Source organism: Clavibacter quasicaliforniensis, assembly GCF_051201715.1.
GTDB classification, from domain to species: Bacteria; Actinomycetota; Actinomycetes; order Actinomycetales; family Microbacteriaceae; genus Clavibacter; species Clavibacter seminis.
In genome coordinates this window covers 1,560,571-1,574,886 of record NZ_CP139624.1, presented here as the reverse complement: position 1 = coordinate 1,574,886, position 14,316 = coordinate 1,560,571, and the positions used below count along the sequence as shown (strand labels likewise).

At 73.1% G+C, this 14,316-nt stretch carries 12 protein-coding genes and 1 riboswitch; of the genes, 4 read left to right on the top strand and 8 right to left on the bottom strand.

Annotated elements, in window-relative coordinates:
- Positions 1 to 654 (bottom strand): ECF transporter S component, encoded by a 654-nt coding sequence (locus tag NL142_RS07565; RefSeq protein WP_435081538.1) that lies wholly within the window; start codon positions 652 to 654, stop codon positions 1 to 3.
- A gap of 35 nt (positions 655 to 689) precedes the next feature.
- Positions 690 to 790, bottom strand: a riboswitch (TPP riboswitch).
- Between the two features lie 125 nt (positions 791 to 915).
- Positions 916 to 1,248, bottom strand: coding sequence for a hypothetical protein (locus NL142_RS07560; RefSeq protein ID WP_043587919.1), 333 nt, complete (start codon positions 1,246 to 1,248; stop codon positions 916 to 918).
- 206 nt (positions 1,249 to 1,454) lie between these two features.
- On the opposite strand from NL142_RS07560, the gene glgX reads away from it, so the two are divergent.
- The 4 genes from glgX to NL142_RS07540 all read left to right on the top strand — a co-directional run bounded on the left by glgX (position 1,455) and on the right by NL142_RS07540 (position 9,256).
- Positions 1,455 to 3,659 (top strand): glycogen debranching protein GlgX, encoded by a 2,205-nt coding sequence (gene glgX, locus NL142_RS07555; protein WP_194682707.1) that lies wholly within the window; start codon positions 1,455 to 1,457, stop codon positions 3,657 to 3,659.
- Positions 3,656 to 6,007, top strand: a complete 2,352-nt coding sequence (gene treY / locus NL142_RS07550; RefSeq protein WP_435081537.1) for a malto-oligosyltrehalose synthase — start codon at positions 3,656 to 3,658, stop codon at positions 6,005 to 6,007. The genes glgX and treY overlap by 4 nt, the downstream gene beginning before the upstream one ends.
- Entirely contained in the window at positions 6,004 to 7,806 is a 1,803-nt protein-coding gene (treZ, locus tag NL142_RS07545) for a malto-oligosyltrehalose trehalohydrolase (RefSeq protein WP_435081536.1), read from the top strand. Before treY ends, treZ begins: the two co-directional genes overlap by 4 nt.
- A 136-nt stretch (positions 7,807 to 7,942) precedes the next feature.
- Positions 7,943 to 9,256 (top strand): UDP-glucose dehydrogenase family protein, encoded by a 1,314-nt coding sequence (locus NL142_RS07540; RefSeq protein WP_194682710.1) that lies wholly within the window; start codon positions 7,943 to 7,945, stop codon positions 9,254 to 9,256.
- A gap of 48 nt (positions 9,257 to 9,304) precedes the next feature.
- Here NL142_RS07540 and NL142_RS07535 read toward each other — a convergent pair whose 3' ends face one another.
- The 6 genes from NL142_RS07535 to NL142_RS07510 all read right to left on the bottom strand — a co-directional run bounded on the left by NL142_RS07535 (position 9,305) and on the right by NL142_RS07510 (position 14,280).
- On the bottom strand, positions 9,305 to 9,823 hold the full coding sequence (locus NL142_RS07535; RefSeq protein WP_435081535.1) for a hypothetical protein: 519 nt from the start codon (positions 9,821 to 9,823) through the stop codon (positions 9,305 to 9,307).
- A gap of 11 nt (positions 9,824 to 9,834) precedes the next feature.
- Positions 9,835 to 11,127, bottom strand: coding sequence for a DNA polymerase IV (locus tag NL142_RS07530; RefSeq protein WP_435081534.1), 1,293 nt, complete (start codon positions 11,125 to 11,127; stop codon positions 9,835 to 9,837).
- Positions 11,128 to 11,209: 82 nt separating this feature from the next.
- Positions 11,210 to 12,202 carry an oxygenase MpaB family protein gene (locus NL142_RS07525; protein ID WP_435081533.1) on the bottom strand — a complete coding sequence of 331 codons (993 nt, stop codon included), beginning with the start codon at positions 12,200 to 12,202 and terminating at the stop codon, positions 11,210 to 11,212.
- Positions 12,203 to 12,324: 122 nt separating this feature from the next.
- Positions 12,325 to 12,858: a DUF1697 domain-containing protein gene (locus NL142_RS07520; protein ID WP_435081532.1), complete on the bottom strand. Its 534-nt coding sequence runs from the start codon at positions 12,856 to 12,858 to the stop codon at positions 12,325 to 12,327.
- Positions 12,859 to 12,922: 64 nt separating this feature from the next.
- The gene (locus tag NL142_RS07515) at positions 12,923 to 13,699 is read right to left on the bottom strand and encodes an FAD-binding oxidoreductase (RefSeq protein ID WP_435081531.1); all 777 of its coding nucleotides are present in this window, start codon (positions 13,697 to 13,699) and stop codon (positions 12,923 to 12,925) included.
- Positions 13,666 to 14,280: a sulfite oxidase-like oxidoreductase gene (locus NL142_RS07510; RefSeq protein WP_435081530.1), complete on the bottom strand. Its 615-nt coding sequence runs from the start codon at positions 14,278 to 14,280 to the stop codon at positions 13,666 to 13,668. Before NL142_RS07510 ends, NL142_RS07515 begins: the two co-directional genes overlap by 34 nt.
- Positions 14,281 to 14,316 lie beyond the last annotated feature (36 nt).

Sequence of the window (14,316 nt, the reverse complement as noted above, 5' to 3'; positions counted from 1 at the left end):
TCAGACGCGGGCCGCGGTGTCGCGGCCCGAGGCGAAGCGCGAGAGAGCGCCGGTGCGGGCGAGCGCCCGGGCGACGAGCCACGAGAGCAGCCCGGCGATGACCGCGCCCGAGACGAGCGCGGCGACCGTGTAGATCGTGGCGAAGAGCGGGGTGGATCCCGGGTAGTAGGTGATGAGGTCGGTGATCGCCATGCCGAGCCCGGCTCCCATGCCCGCGAGCACGGCGACGTAGGCGCGCCAGTTCGCGTAGAGGAAGACGAGGAGCACGAGCTCCGCGCCGAGGCCCTGCGTGAGGCCGGAGAGGAGCGTGCCGACGCCCCACACGTTGCCGACCAGCATGGAGACGAACGCGGCGAGCAGCTCGCCGTAGAGGGCGGCGCCGGGCTTGCGGATCACGATGCCCGTGAGGACGCCCGCGAAAAGCCAGCCGCCGCCGGCCAGCGCCTGGAGGCCGGGGAGCAGCGGCTGGAAGAAGCCGCCGACCGGCACGGACGCCGTGTTCCAGATGACGAAGACGAGGCCGGAGGCGACGCCGAGGACGCTGGCCACGACGATGTCGATGACGCGCCAGCGGGCGCGCAGGCCGGAGCGGGGCGCGCGGGCGCCGGCGTCGGCGGGGACGGCGGATGCCGTGGACGAGGGTGATGCGGTCATTGGACGTGCCCTTCGGATGAGTGGAAGAGGGCACGGGTGCGAGATGGAAGCCTCCCTGCGCTGGCATGATCCAGATCAGGTTCGACGGTCGAAGACTGGGTGTCTTCCTCTCAGCCCGGCTCACCGGACTCCCGTGTTCGAGGCGATCCTAGCGCGCGGTCGACGCGCCCGGGACGCGGGCTCGGGATGCGGCCCGCCCCGGACGCACGGGAGCGCGGGCGCCCGAGGGCACCCGCGCTCCGCGGTGGTCGTGCGAGCCGACTACCTCAGCGTCTTGATGAGCTTGACGAGGACCTTGCCGGAGATCCAGATGACGGGCGTGGCCACCGCGAGCAGCGCGATGACGTTGGGCTGGAACCGTACCTCGCCGTCGGTGGCGATGTACGCGCCGATGGGCCAGGTGGCGCCGCCGCCCCCGCCGCCGCCGGCGACGTTGCCGTCGGAGTCGGGGAGGTCGCTGCCCCCGCCGAATCCGTACCAGGCGAAGGCCACGGGCACGATGGTCGAGCCGTCGATGTCGAGGGGGTCGCCGTAGACCGTCCCCACTCCGGCGTTCTTCACGTTCTCTGCGAGCTGTGCGACGAGGTTGGTCATGCGTCCCACCGTACCCCGCGGCGCCCCGAGGATGCCGGGCGATCCGCGTCCTCGCGGTAACCTCGCCCCTGGTGCGTCGCTGCGTCGCATCCGGCCTCCTGCCGTCGCGGCCCACGCTGATCCACCGCCTGCCCCGCCCCCGACGGACCCCGCGCACGCACGCCCGCGCGCCGTCGGCGGACGAGTCGACCCAACTGGAGGACCACTTGCACACCTGGCCCGGAAACCCCTACCCGCTCGGCGCGACCTTCGACGGGAGCGGCACGAACTTCGCGCTCTTCAGCGAGATCGCCGAGCGCGTGCAGCTGTGCCTCATCGAGGAGGACGGCACCGAGACCCGCGTGGACGTGACGGAGGTCGACGCGCACGTCTGGCACTGCTACCTCCCGCACGTGCAGCCGGGTCAGCGCTACGGCTACCGGGTCACCGGTCCCTACGAGCCGGAGAACGGGCACCGGTCGAACCCCGCGAAGCTGCTGCTGGATCCCTACGCCAAGGCCACGTGCGGCGAGTTCGACTGGGACCCGTCGCTGTTCGCGTACGAGTTCGGCGACCCGTCGAGCCGCAACGACGAGGACTCGGGACCGCACATGATGCTCGGCGTCGTGGTCAACCCGTTCTTCGACTGGGACGGCGACCGCCTCCCCCGCACCCCGTACAGCGAGACCGTCGTGTACGAGGCGCACGTGAAGGGGCTCACGCAGCTGAACCCCCGGATACCCGAGGAGCTGCGCGGCACGTACGCGGGCATCGCGCACCCCGCCGTCATCGACCACCTGCAGAAGCTCGGCATCACCGCCATCGAGCTCATGCCCGTGCACCAGTTCGTGCAGGACAACACGCTCCTGGAGAAGGGCCTCCGCAACTACTGGGGCTACAACACGATCGGCTTCTTCGCGCCGCACAACGCCTACTCGTCCACTGGCGAGCTCGGCCAGCAGGTGCAGGAGTTCAAGTCCATGGTGCGCGCGCTCCACGCCGCCGGCATCGAGGTCATCCTCGACGTGGTCTACAACCACACGGCGGAGGGCAACCACCTCGGGCCGACGCTCTCCTTCAAGGGCATCGACAACCAGGCCTACTACCGACTCATGGAGGACGACCCCACCTACTACATGGACTACACGGGCACGGGGAACTCGCTCAACGTGCGCCACCCGCACGCGCTGCAGCTGATCATGGACTCGCTGCGCTACTGGGTCACCGAGATGCACGTCGACGGGTTCCGCTTCGACCTGGCCTCGGCGCTCGCGCGCGAGTTCTACGACGTCGACAAGCTCGCCACCTTCTTCGAGCTCGTGCAGCAGGATCCGGTGGTGTCGCAGGTCAAGCTCATCGCCGAGCCCTGGGACGTGGGCCCCGGCGGCTACCAGGTGGGCAACTTCCCGCCGCAGTGGACCGAGTGGAACGGCAAGTACCGCGACACCGTCCGCGACTTCTGGCGCGGCGAGGCCTCCTCGCTCGGCGAGTTCGCGGCGCGCATCACGGGATCCGCCGACCTCTACGAGCACTCGGGGCGCCGGCCGGTGGCGTCGATCAACTTCATCACCGCGCACGACGGCTTCACGATCGCCGACCTCGTCTCCTACAACGAGAAGCACAACGAGGCCAACGGCGAGGACAACAATGACGGCGAGAGCCACAACCGCTCCTGGAACATGGGCGTGGAGGGGCCGACCGACGACCCGACCATCGCCACCCTGCGGGGGCGCCAGCAGCGGAACATGCTCGCGACCATGATCCTGTCGCAGGGCGTGCCGATGATCCTGCACGGCGACGAGCTCGGCCGCACGCAGCAGGGCAACAACAACACGTACGCGCAGGACAACGAGATCAGCTGGGTGCACTGGGACCAGGCCGACCAGCCGCTCGTCGAGTTCACCGCGTCCGTCGTGCGACTCCGCAAGGAGCACCCGACGTTCCGTCGCGGGCGCTTCTTCGACGGACGGCCCGTGCGCCGCGGCGAGGGCGAGCCGCTGCCCGACATCGTGTGGCTGGACGCGGACGCGACGCCGATGGTGGACGACGACTGGGAGTCGGGCCTCCGCGCGATCGGCATGTTCCTCAACGGCAACGGGATCCGCGGACGCGACCGCCGCGGCGAGGACATCTACGACACGCACTTCCTCCTCTACTTCAACGCGCACGACGAGCCCGTGTCCTTCACGCTCCCGTCGGACGAGTACGCGGACGCGTGGGAGACCGTGATCGACACCGCGGGCGTCGGAGCCGACTCGACGGCCCTCCGCGCGAGTAGCGTCGTGGACGTGGCGGCCAAGGCGCTCGTGGTGCTGCGCGCCTACACCGAGCCCGAGGTGGAGCCCGACCACTCGGTCGCGGCGAGCCTCGCCGTACTCACCCACGCGCAGGCCGACCGGCCGGCCGCAGACCCAAGGAGCGACATCAGTTGAGAACCCCCATCTCCACCTACCGGTTCCAGGTGCGGGAGTCGTTCGACCTCGCCGCCGTGGCCGAGCAGCTGCCGTACGTGAAGGACCTCGGCGCGGACTGGGTGTACCTCAGCCCGATCCTCGCGGCCGAGCCGGGATCCGACCACGGCTACGACGTGGTCGACCACTCGCAGGTGGACCCGTCCCGCGGCGGCGCGGCGGGGCTGAAGCAGGTCGCGGATCGCGCGCACGAGCTGGGCCTCGGCGTGCTGGTGGACATCGTCCCGAACCACGTGGGCGTCGCGACCCCGGTGGAGAGCCTCTGGTGGTGGGACCTCCTCACGCACGGCACCGCGAGCCGCTACGCCGACGCGTTCGACGTGGACTGGGACTTCGGGCGGGGCAAGGTGCGGATCCCCGTGCTCGGCGACGGCGAGACCGAGCTCGACGAGCTGGAGCTCGTGCGCGGCGACGACGGCACCGTCGAGCTCCGCTACTACGACCAGCGCTTCCCCGTGGCGCCCGGCACGGCCGAGGACGACGCGAACGCGCGCACTGTGCATGAGCGCCAGTCCTACGAGCTGATCAACTGGCGTCGCGCCGACGCCGAGCTCAACTACCGCCGCTTCTTCGCGGTCAACACGCTCGCGGGCATCCGCGTCGAGCTGCCCCGGGTCTTCGAGGAGTCGCACGCGGAGATCTCGCGCTGGTTCCGCGAGGGCCTCGCCGACGGCCTCCGGGTCGACCACCCAGACGGTCTCCTCGACCCGAAGGGGTACCTCGACGACCTCGCGCGGATCACGGGCGGCGCGTACGTGCTCGTGGAGAAGATCCTCGAGCCCGGCGAGACGCTGCCCACCGACTGGGCGACCGCCGGCACCACCGGGTACGACGCCCTCGCCGAGATCGACCGCGTGCTCGTCGACCCCGACGGCCAGGTCGAGCTCGACCACCTCGAGGCGTCGCTGCGCGGCCTGCCGCAGGGCGAGCTCACCAGCTGGGCCGACATGATCCGCGGCACGAAGCGCGGGATCGCCGACGGGATCCTCCGCAGCGAGGTGCTCCGGCTCGAGCGCCTCGTGGAGGATGCGCCCGCCGACGCCGCCGACGCGCTCGCGGAGCTGCTCGCGACCTTCCCCGTCTACCGCAGCTACCTGCCGGGCGGGCTCCACCACCTCGAGGAGGCCGCAGAGGCCGCGCGCGCGAGCCGCCCCGACCTCGTCGCCACCATCGACGCGCTCTTGCCGCAGCTCGCGGATCCGTCCACGCTCGTGGCCCAGCGCTTCCAGCAGACGAGCGGCATGGTCATGGCGAAGGGCGTCGAGGACACCGCGTTCTACCGGTACTCGCGCCTGGTCTCGCTCAACGAGGTCGGCGCCGACCCGTCGATCTTCGCGATCGACGTCGACGACTTCCACGCGCGCCAGCAGGAGCGCCAGCGCATCGCGCCGCACGCGATGACCACGCTCTCCACGCACGACACCAAGCGCGGCGAGGACGTGCGCGCCCGCATCGACGTGCTCTCCGAGACGCCCGAGGCGTGGCGCGACGCGCTCGGCCAGCTCCGCGAGGTGGCCCCGACCGGCGATGGCCCGTTCGAGAACCTGCTCTGGCAGACGCTCGTCGGCACCTGGCCCGCGTCGCGCGAGCGCCTGCACGCGTACGCCGAGAAGGCGTCGCGCGAGGCCGGCGACTCGACCACGTGGACCGCGCCAGACGAGGCCTTCGAGGAGCGCATGCACGCGCTCGTCGACGCGGCCTTCGACGACCCGCGCGCCCGCACGATCGTCGCCGGGCTCTACGACCGGCTCTCCGGCCCGGGCTGGTCGAACTCGCTCGCGGCCAAGGCCATCCAGCTCACGGCCCCGGGAATGCCCGACGTCTACCAGGGCAGCGAGCTGTGGGAGACGAGCCTCGTGGATCCCGACAACCGCCGCGAGGTCGACTTCGGCATGCGCCGCGCCGCCCTCGACGCCGTGCTCAAGGGCGCGGAGCCCGCGATCGACGAGACGGGGGCCGCCAAGCTCCTCGTCACGGCACGCGCGCTCCGCCTCCGCCGCGAGCACCCGGAGCTGTTCACCGGCTACGAGCCCGTGCGCGCCACCGGCGACGCCGCCGCCCACGTGATCGCCTTCGACCGGGGCGGCGCGATCACCGTCGCGACCCGCCTGCCGGTCGGCCTCGAGACCGGCGGCGGATGGGGATCCACGTCCCTCACGCTGCCCGAGGGCGAGCTCGTCGACCACGTCAGCGGCCGGCGCCTCGACGGCGGGCGCGTGTCCGTCGCCGCGCTCCTCGCCGACTACCCGGTCGCGATCCTCGCGCCCGCATCCACCGCAGCCGACCTCACCCCCGGGAGCCGAGCATGACCGACGACCGCTTCGACATCTGGGCCCCGAAGGCCCGCACCCTCGCCCTCTCCGTGGGCGACGAGCGCCTGCCGCTCTCGCCCGTCGGCGACGGCTGGTGGACCCTCGACGCCGACCGCGCAGAGGCCCTGCCCTCCGGCGACCTCGACTACGGCTACCTCGTGGACGACGCGGACACGCCGCTGCCGGATCCGCGCTCGCGTCGCCAGCCCGAGGGCGTCCACGGCCGCTCGCGGACGTACGACCCGTCGTCGTTCGCGTGGACCGACCAGGCGTGGACCGGGCGCCAGCTCGCCGGCGCCGTCATCTACGAGATGCACGTCGGCACCTTCACGCCCGACGGCACGCTCGACTCCGCCATTGACCGGCTCGACCACCTGGTCGCGCTGGGCGTCGACCTCGTGGAGGTGCTGCCGGTCAACGGCTTCAACGGCACGCACAATTGGGGCTACGACGGGGTCCTCTGGTACACGGTGCAGGAGACGTACGGCGGACCCGAGGCCTACCAGCGCTTCGTCGACGCATGCCACGCGCGCGGCCTGGGCGTCGTGCAGGACGTCGTCTACAACCACCTCGGCCCGTCCGGCAACTACCTGCCCGTCTACGGCCCGTACCTCCACGAGGCGTCGGCGAACACGTGGGGATCCAGCCTCAACCTCGACGGCGAGGACTCCGGCCCCGTCCGCGAGTACATCATCGACAACGCGCTCATGTGGCTCGGCGACTACCACGTCGACGCGCTGCGCCTGGACGCGGTGCACGCGCTCGTGGACGACACGGCGACGCACCTCCTCGAGGAGCTCGCGGTGCAGGTGGACGTGCTGTCCGCGCACGTCGGGCGCCCGCTCACGCTCATCGCGGAGTCCGACCTCAACGACCCGAAGCTCATCACCTCGCGGGAGGCGCACGGCTACGGGCTCGACGCGCAGTGGAGCGACGACTTCCACCATGCCGTCCACGTCGCGCTCACGGGCGAGACCACCGGCTACTACGAGGACTTCGCATCGCTCGGGGCGCTCGCCAAGGTCATCACGCGCGGCTTCTTCCACGACGGCACGTGGTCGTCGTTCCGCGGACGGGTGCACGGGCGGCCGCTCGACACCGAGCGGATCCCGGCGCACCGCCTCGTGGTCGCGAACCAGAACCACGACCAGATCGGCAACCGCGCGACGGGAGACCGCCTCACGGCGACGCTCGACGAGGGCGGGCTCGCGCTGGCCGCGGTGCTCACGCTGACGTCGCCTTTCACGCCCATGCTCTTCATGGGCGAGGAGTGGGGCGCGATCACGCCGTGGCAGTTCTTCACGTCGCACCCCGAGCACGACCTCGGCGAGGCGACCGCGAAGGGGCGCATCGCGGAGTTCGCGAAGATGGGCTGGGACGAGTCGGTCGTGCCGAACCCGCAGGACCTCTCCACGTTCCAGGACTCCAAGCTCGACTGGTCGGAGCTCTACGGCGCCGCGGCAGCCGACTCGCAGCACGCCCGCCTCTTCGCGCTCTACTCCGAGCTGATCCGCCTGCGCCGCGCCCACCCCGACCTCACCGACCCCCGGTTCGCCGAGGTCGAGGTCGAGGTGCACGAGGAGGCGCGCCTGCTCGTGATGGACCGCGGCGAGCTGTCCATCGTCGTCAACCTGTCCGACGAGGAGCGGCGCGTGCCCGTCGTGGGCGAGCGCCCCGCGCTGCTGCTCGCGACGGCACCGGGCGTCGCGCTCGGCGACGACGAGGTCGTCCTGCCCGCGCGATCCGCCGCGATCCTCGGTCCGGTCGCGGACTCGGCGGAGGCGCTGCTGGCCTGATCCACCGCGCCAGGGGCGGGGACCGACGCGGCGCACGAGCGCACGTCGGGCCCCGCCCCTGGCGCGTCACATCACCGTGATACGGTGCCGACGCCGCGGCCCGGCGGCCCTCCCCTCGACGCGAAGGAACTCCCCCGTGCGCATCTCCGTCATCGGCTGCGGCTACCTCGGCACCGTCCACGCCGCGTGCATGAGCCGCCTCGGGCACGACGTGGTCGCCATCGACGTGGACGCCGCTAAGATCGCGTCGCTGCAGACCGGCGTCGCCCCGTTCTTCGAGCCGGGCCTGCCGGACCTCCTCACCGAGCAGCTGGCGACCGGCCGCCTCCGCTTCACCACCGACACGGCCGAGGCCGCCGGATCCCGCGTGCACTTCATCGCCGTCGGCACGCCGCAGAAGCGCGGCGAGAACGCGGCCGACCTGACCTACGTCGACGCCGCGGTGGACGCGCTCATCCCCCACCTCGCGCCGGGCGACGTCGTGGCGGGCAAGTCCACCGTGCCCGTGGGCACCGCGCGGCGGCTCGCGGAGCGCATCGAGGCAGGCGTCCCCGGCGCGATCCTCATGTGGAACCCGGAGTTCCTGCGCGAGGGCTTCGCGGTCGAGGACACGCTCACGCCCGACCGCTTCGTCTACGGCCTGCCCTCGGGCGACGCCGGCGAGGCCGCGCGCACCGCGCTCGACGAGGTCTACGCCGCAGCGCTCTCGACCGGCACGGCACGGGTCACGACCGACTACGAGACTGCCGAGCTCGTGAAGGTCTCCGCCAACGCGTTCCTCGCCACCAAGATCTCCTTCATCAACGCGATGGCGGAGGTGTGCGAGGCCACGGGCGCCGACGTCACGCAGCTGGCGGACGCCATCGGGTACGACGACCGCATCGGTCGCCGCTTCCTCAACGCCGGCATCGGCTTCGGCGGCGGCTGCCTGCCCAAGGACATCCGCGCCTTCATGGCGCGCGCGGGCGAGCTCGGCGCCGACCAGGCGCTCACGTTCCTGCGCGAGGTCGACTCCATCAACATGCGCCGACGCGTGCGCGCCGTCGACGTGGCGCGCGAGGTGTGCGGCGGATCCCTGCTCGGCCGCAACATCGCCGTGCTGGGCCTCGCCTTCAAGCCCGAGTCGGACGACGTACGCGACTCCCCTGCGCTCAGCATCTCCGCGCAGCTGCAGCTGCAGGGCGCGCGCGTGCTCGCGACGGATCCGTACGCCAACGAGAACTCGCGCCGTCGCTTCCCGGAGCTCACCTACGTCGACACGTGGCAGGAGGCGGCGCGCGACGCGGACGCCGTCATGGTGCTCACCGAGTGGAAGCAGTACCGGGCCATCGACCCCGCGGAGCTCAAGGCCATCGTGACGACGCCCGTCATCGTCGACGGCCGCAACTGCCTGGATCCCGTCGCGTGGCGCGCCGCCGGGTGGCGCTACCGCGGCATGGGCCGGCCCTAGGCGTCCGGCGCCGCCACGCGACCGGGTCCGAGGCGGCGCCTGCGCGGGTCAGCGCGGGGTGGTGGCCGCGATGCCGAAGAGCGTGCCGCCCGCGACGACGATCGAGAGCACGAACGCGACGGGGATGAGCAGGAGCAGGCCGTTGAGGATGAGGCCCGTGATGGCGAAGCCCCGGCCGGCCGGCTCCTTCCTGATGCCGATGATGCCGAACACGAGCCCGATGAGCGGGCAGAGGAACGTCCAGAAGAAGAAGACCGAGACGAGACCCAGGATCATCGACGTGAGGCTGAGGCCCTTGGGCGGCGCGGCCGCGTAGACCGGCTGGCCCCAGGCGACCGCCGCCGGGGAGGGCGGGACCGGCGCCGGCGCGAGGCCGTAGGGGGCGGCGGCCGGATGGGCGGCGGCAGGCGGGATCGGGGCCGGAGGGGTCAGGGCCGGAGGGGCCGGGGCCGGCGAGTAGGCGGGCGGAGTGGTCGCAGCCGGCGGCGTGGCGGCCGGCGGCGTCGGCGCCGCTCCCTCCGCCGCGGGGCTGTGGTCGTCGGATGCGGGCGCGGCGGGATCGGTCATGGTGGTCCTCGTCAGTCGGGCGGGTGTCCGGGGAGGGTACCGCGCGCGGCCGCCTCCGTGCGCGGATCCGACACGGTGGCCCCCTTCGCCCCGGGCTTCCGCAGGAGCGACGCCGGGCCGATGGCGCCGCGGCCGAACCGCGCGGCCGCCTGGTCGACCGTGCGCTCGGCCTCGCGCCAGCCCTCGTCCGCGTCCCAGAGCGCGACGGCGCGGTTGTCGGCGTCGTCGAGCTGCTCGGCGCGCACGCCCACCAGACGGATCCGGTCACCGGGTCGGGCGACCTGCTCGTAGACGTCGCGGATCTCGTCGTAGATGCGGCGCGCGACGTCGGTGGGCTCCGACAGGGTGCGGGATCGCGTGATGGTGCGGAAGTCGGAGTAGCGGAGCTTGAGCGAGACGGTGCGCGCAGTGAGCCCCGCGCGCCGCAGCCGCTCGGCCACGCGCGTGGCCTGGCCGAGGAGCTCGCGGCGGACGATCTCGGGATCCGTCACGTCGTCGTGGAACGTGTTCTCGTGCCCCATGCTCTTCTCCTCGCGGTGCGTGCTGACGCGCCGAGGATCCCGTCCCCAGGAGAGGTCGTGCAGCCGGGCGCCCGCCGACTCGCCGAGCATCGACTGCAGGGCGGGAAGCGGGGTGTCGGCGATGTCGGCGACCGTGCGGAGCCCGCGCCGGAGGAGGGCCTCCTCGGTCGTCTTCCCCACGCCCCAGAGCGCGCCGACCGGCAGCGCGTGCAGGAACGGCAGGGTCTCGGCGGCGGGGATGACGAGCAGGCCGTCGGGCTTGCAGCGCGTGCTCGCGAGCTTGGCGACGAACTTCGTGGAGGCCGCGCCGACCGAGCAGGTGAGGCCGGTCTCGGAATGGACGCGGCGGCGGATCATCGCGCCGATCTCGGCCGGCGAGCCGAAGAGGCCGCGCGCGCCCGCCACGTCGAGGAACGCCTCGTCGATGCTCAGCGGCTCGACGAGCGGCGTGACGTCGCGGAAGATGCCCATGACCACGCGTGACCAGTGCGCGTACTTCTCCATGTGGCCGCCGATGACCGTGGCCTGCGGGCAGAGGCGGAGCGCCTGCGCCATCGGCATGGCCGAGCGGACGCCGAAGCGCCTGGCCTCGTAGGTGGCGCTCGTGACCACTCCGCGACCCGACGACCCGCCGACGATGACCGGTGTGCCGCGGAGCTCCGGCCGCTCGAGCAGCTCGACGGCGGCGAAGAACGCGTCCATGTCGATGTGCAGGATGGTCGCCTCGGAGTCGTCCGCGCTCGCGTCGGACGTGCGCCTCGTCGATCCGTCCTGCCTGCTCATGTCGTCCCCACGCTAGCCCGGGCCGCCGACATCGGCCGCGCGAGCCGGGCTGCGACGGGTGCCTGCTCGAGGACGGGCTGGGTCAGGCCGCGGGCTGCGCGCGGTGCCCGGCGTCGTCGCCGCGACCGGGGCACGGCTCCGCCGCGCTGTCGGGCGTCGAGGCGTTCGACCCGCCCTCCAGCCGCGCGATGCGCTTGAGCGCCGCCTCGTGGCTGGTGGACTGCTCGCCCATCACGCGCCCGGCGACGCCGAGCATCACCCGGGTCGACGCGAGCGCGGGGAGCGGGAAGGGGCCGAACGAGGCCTTGTCGAGCCCGAGGAGCTCGCGGTACCGCGGCTCGAGGGAGGCGACGGCGCCCGCGAACAGCACGCGGTAGGCCGGCAGCATGGAGGCGCGGAGCGGGGGCTCGCGGAGGAAGGAGATCGTCTCGCGCGTGCGCTCGTCGGCGCGGAGGAGGCCCTGGTCGTGGAACGCGTCGATCTGTGCGTGCAGCTCGGCGTGCGAGCGCGGCGGCGCCTCGACGCCCATGAGCTCGCCCGCCTTCGCCCACTCGGCCACGTACCGGTCGGGCCCGCCCGGGATCGGCGGCCCCCACTGCATGTGCGTGCTGAGGAACGCGTCGGTGAAGACCATGTGCACCCAGGCGAGCAGGTCGGGGTCGTTCGCGCTGTAGGGGCGCTCGACGCCGTGGCCGTCGACGTAGGTGCCCTGCACCTTGCGGTGGTAGCCGCGGACGCGCCGGCTGACGTCGACGGCGGTGTCCCGATCGCCGAACGAGGTGGTGATGACCCAGCGCACGGTGCCGGCGAGCCGGCCGAGCGGATCCTCGCGGTAGCGCGACCAGTCGTGGACCCCGGCCATGGCGCCCGGGTGCAGCGTCTGCATGAGGAGGGCGCGGATCCCCGCGACGAGCGTCGGCATCCCGCCATGCACGGCCCAGACCGCGGAGCCGGGCCCGAACCAGCCGGCGTCCTCGCCGTCCTCCAGGTCCTGGATCCACTGGGGTCGCCCCTCGGAGTCCGCGGAGAACGTCTCCAGGATGTGGGACTTCCAGCGCTCCGCGAATCTGCTCACGTGATCGAACCTATCCCTCTGCCCGCGCCGTGAGGAGGCCGCGGCGCCCCCGATGCGGGCCGGATCCCCTCGGGTGCCCGAGCATCACCCCCGTACTGGGGGACGCGTGCCGGGCACGCGCGTCACGCGTCGAGCAGCGCCACCAGCGCGGCGACGGTGCGGGCGTTCCTGGCGGTGACGGACGCCCCGAGCCCGCGCCAGAACGCCGGGGGCACGCGCGACGCCGAGACGCCGTCGGGGTGCCAGGAGTACACGGCCTCGTGGCCGACCTCGACCAGGTCGGGTGCGATGTCGGCGGCGGGCGGCGGCGCGGGCAGCGGGTCCAGCGGCCGGTCGAGGAACGAGACGAGGAGGCGGGACGCGTCGTCGGCGACCGGGCCGAACGGGATGCCGGCCGCGATGCGCCTGAAGTCGTCGGCGGGCACGAGGTGGACGTCCGCGGTCACGCCCGTGGCGAGCCGCACGGCGTCCTCGATCGCCACCGCGGCGCCCCGGCCGACCGGCCGCTCGTGGTCGACGACGGCGTTCCCGCTCCGCAGGTGGGTGCGGACGCGCAGGTAGCCGAGGCCGTCGAGCGCCGCGGTCAGCTCCGCCATGGGCACCTGCTTGGCCCGCCCGACGTTGATCCCGCGCAGCAGAACGACCGATCGCTCCATGCGGCACCCGCTCCCCGCGGCTCCGTCGCCGTCCGCCCCAGTGTGGCCCGGCGGGACGCCGCCGTCACTCCCCCGACGGGCCGAACTGCTCGATGCGGATCGCGTCGCGGCCGACCCCGGCGTCGAGCAGCAGGCGCGTCGCCCCGCCCGCGAAGGCGGTGGATCCGCACACGAAGGCCACCTCCGCGCCGGCGACGAGCCCCGCGACCTCGTCGGAGCGGAGGCGCCCGAACCCGCGCGCGCCACGCCGCTCCCGGGTCGTGACGATGAGGGCGCCCGCGTCCTCGAGCTCCGCGCGGCACGGGACGTCGGCCGCGGTGCGCGCCGAGACGGCCACGCGGACGAGGTGCGGCACGTCGAGGTGCCGCGCGTGGCGGACCATCGCCACGAGCGGGACCGCGCCGGTCCCGCCCCCGAGCGCGACGGCCGGGGTCGCGCCGTCCCAGAGGAAGAAGCCGCCGATGGGCAGGCGCATCTCGATCTCGTCGCCGACCCGGGCGACGTCGGCGAAGAAGCCGCTCACCTCGCCGTCCTCGTAGCGCTCCATCAGCAGCTCGACGCCCTCCTCGTGCGGGGCGGACAGGATCGAGTACGAGCGCTGCGCGGTGTAGCCGTCCGCCGCGCGCAGCCGCACGACGCAGTGCTGGCCGGGCAGGTACGGGATCCGGTCGGGCACGTCGAAGCGCAGCAGGACGGTCGTAGGCGTCGGGTGCTCGAGCGCCGTGATCGTCGCCGTCCGCCACTCGCCGCCGACGGACGCGGGGACGGCGGGCTCGCGCGCAGGCCCGATCCCGGGCGCCGCGGCGCTCAGCGGTCGCCCTGGTAGCGCTGCTCGCGCCACGGGTCGCCGCGGTCGTGGTACCCGTTGCGCTCCCAGAAGCCCTGCTGGTCGCGGTCGAGGAGCGTGAGGCGGGCGATCCACTTGGCGCTCTTCCAGAAGTAGAGGTGCGGCACGAGGAGCCGCGCGGGTCCGCCGTGGTCTGCCGTGAGCGGGCGTCCGTCGGCCTCCCACGCGATCCACGCCCGCCCGCCGCGGAGGTCCTCCAGCGGGAGGTTGGTGGTGTAGCCGGAGTGCGAGGTCGCGAGGACGAAGCGCGCCTCCGGGAGCGGGCCCGCGGCGTCGAGCAGGGTGTCGACGCTGACGCCCGCGAACCGCGTGTCGAGCCGGGTCCACGTGGTGACGCAGTGGATGTCGCCCGCGTACTCGGACCGCGGCAGCGCGTGCGCCTCGTCCCAGTTCCAGGTGGTCGGGCGCTCGACGAGGCCGTCGACGGCGATCGACCATCGCGACTCCGGCAGGTTCGGCACGGCCTCGGCGGTGAGGACGGGCCAGCCGCCCTGGGTGTCGTACTGGCCGGGCGGGAGGCGGCCGGTCGGGCCCTTCCGCGGGCGGCCGACGAAGCCGCGGGTGATGCCGGTCATGGGCGCCTCCTCGAGGGGCGATGGGTGGGTGTCCGT

Excerpts from the sequence above, each read along its gene's own strand:
- NL142_RS07560 (WP_043587919.1), bottom strand. The coding sequence starts at position 1,248 with ATGACCAACCTCGTCGCACAGCTCGCAGAGAACGTGAAGAACGCCGGA.
- NL142_RS07535 (WP_435081535.1), bottom strand. The coding sequence starts at position 9,823 with ATGACCGATCCCGCCGCGCCCGCATCCGACGACCACAGCCCCGCGGCG.
- NL142_RS07520 (WP_435081532.1), bottom strand. The coding sequence starts at position 12,858 with ATGGAGCGATCGGTCGTTCTGCTGCGCGGGATCAACGTCGGGCGGGCC.
- NL142_RS07565 (WP_435081538.1), bottom strand. The coding sequence starts at position 654 with ATGACCGCATCACCCTCGTCCACGGCATCCGCCGTCCCCGCCGACGCC.
- treZ (WP_435081536.1), top strand. The coding sequence starts at position 6,004 with ATGACCGACGACCGCTTCGACATCTGGGCCCCGAAGGCCCGCACCCTC.
- NL142_RS07510 (WP_435081530.1), bottom strand. The coding sequence starts at position 14,280 with ATGACCGGCATCACCCGCGGCTTCGTCGGCCGCCCGCGGAAGGGCCCG.
- NL142_RS07530 (WP_435081534.1), bottom strand. The coding sequence starts at position 11,127 with ATGAGCAGGCAGGACGGATCGACGAGGCGCACGTCCGACGCGAGCGCG.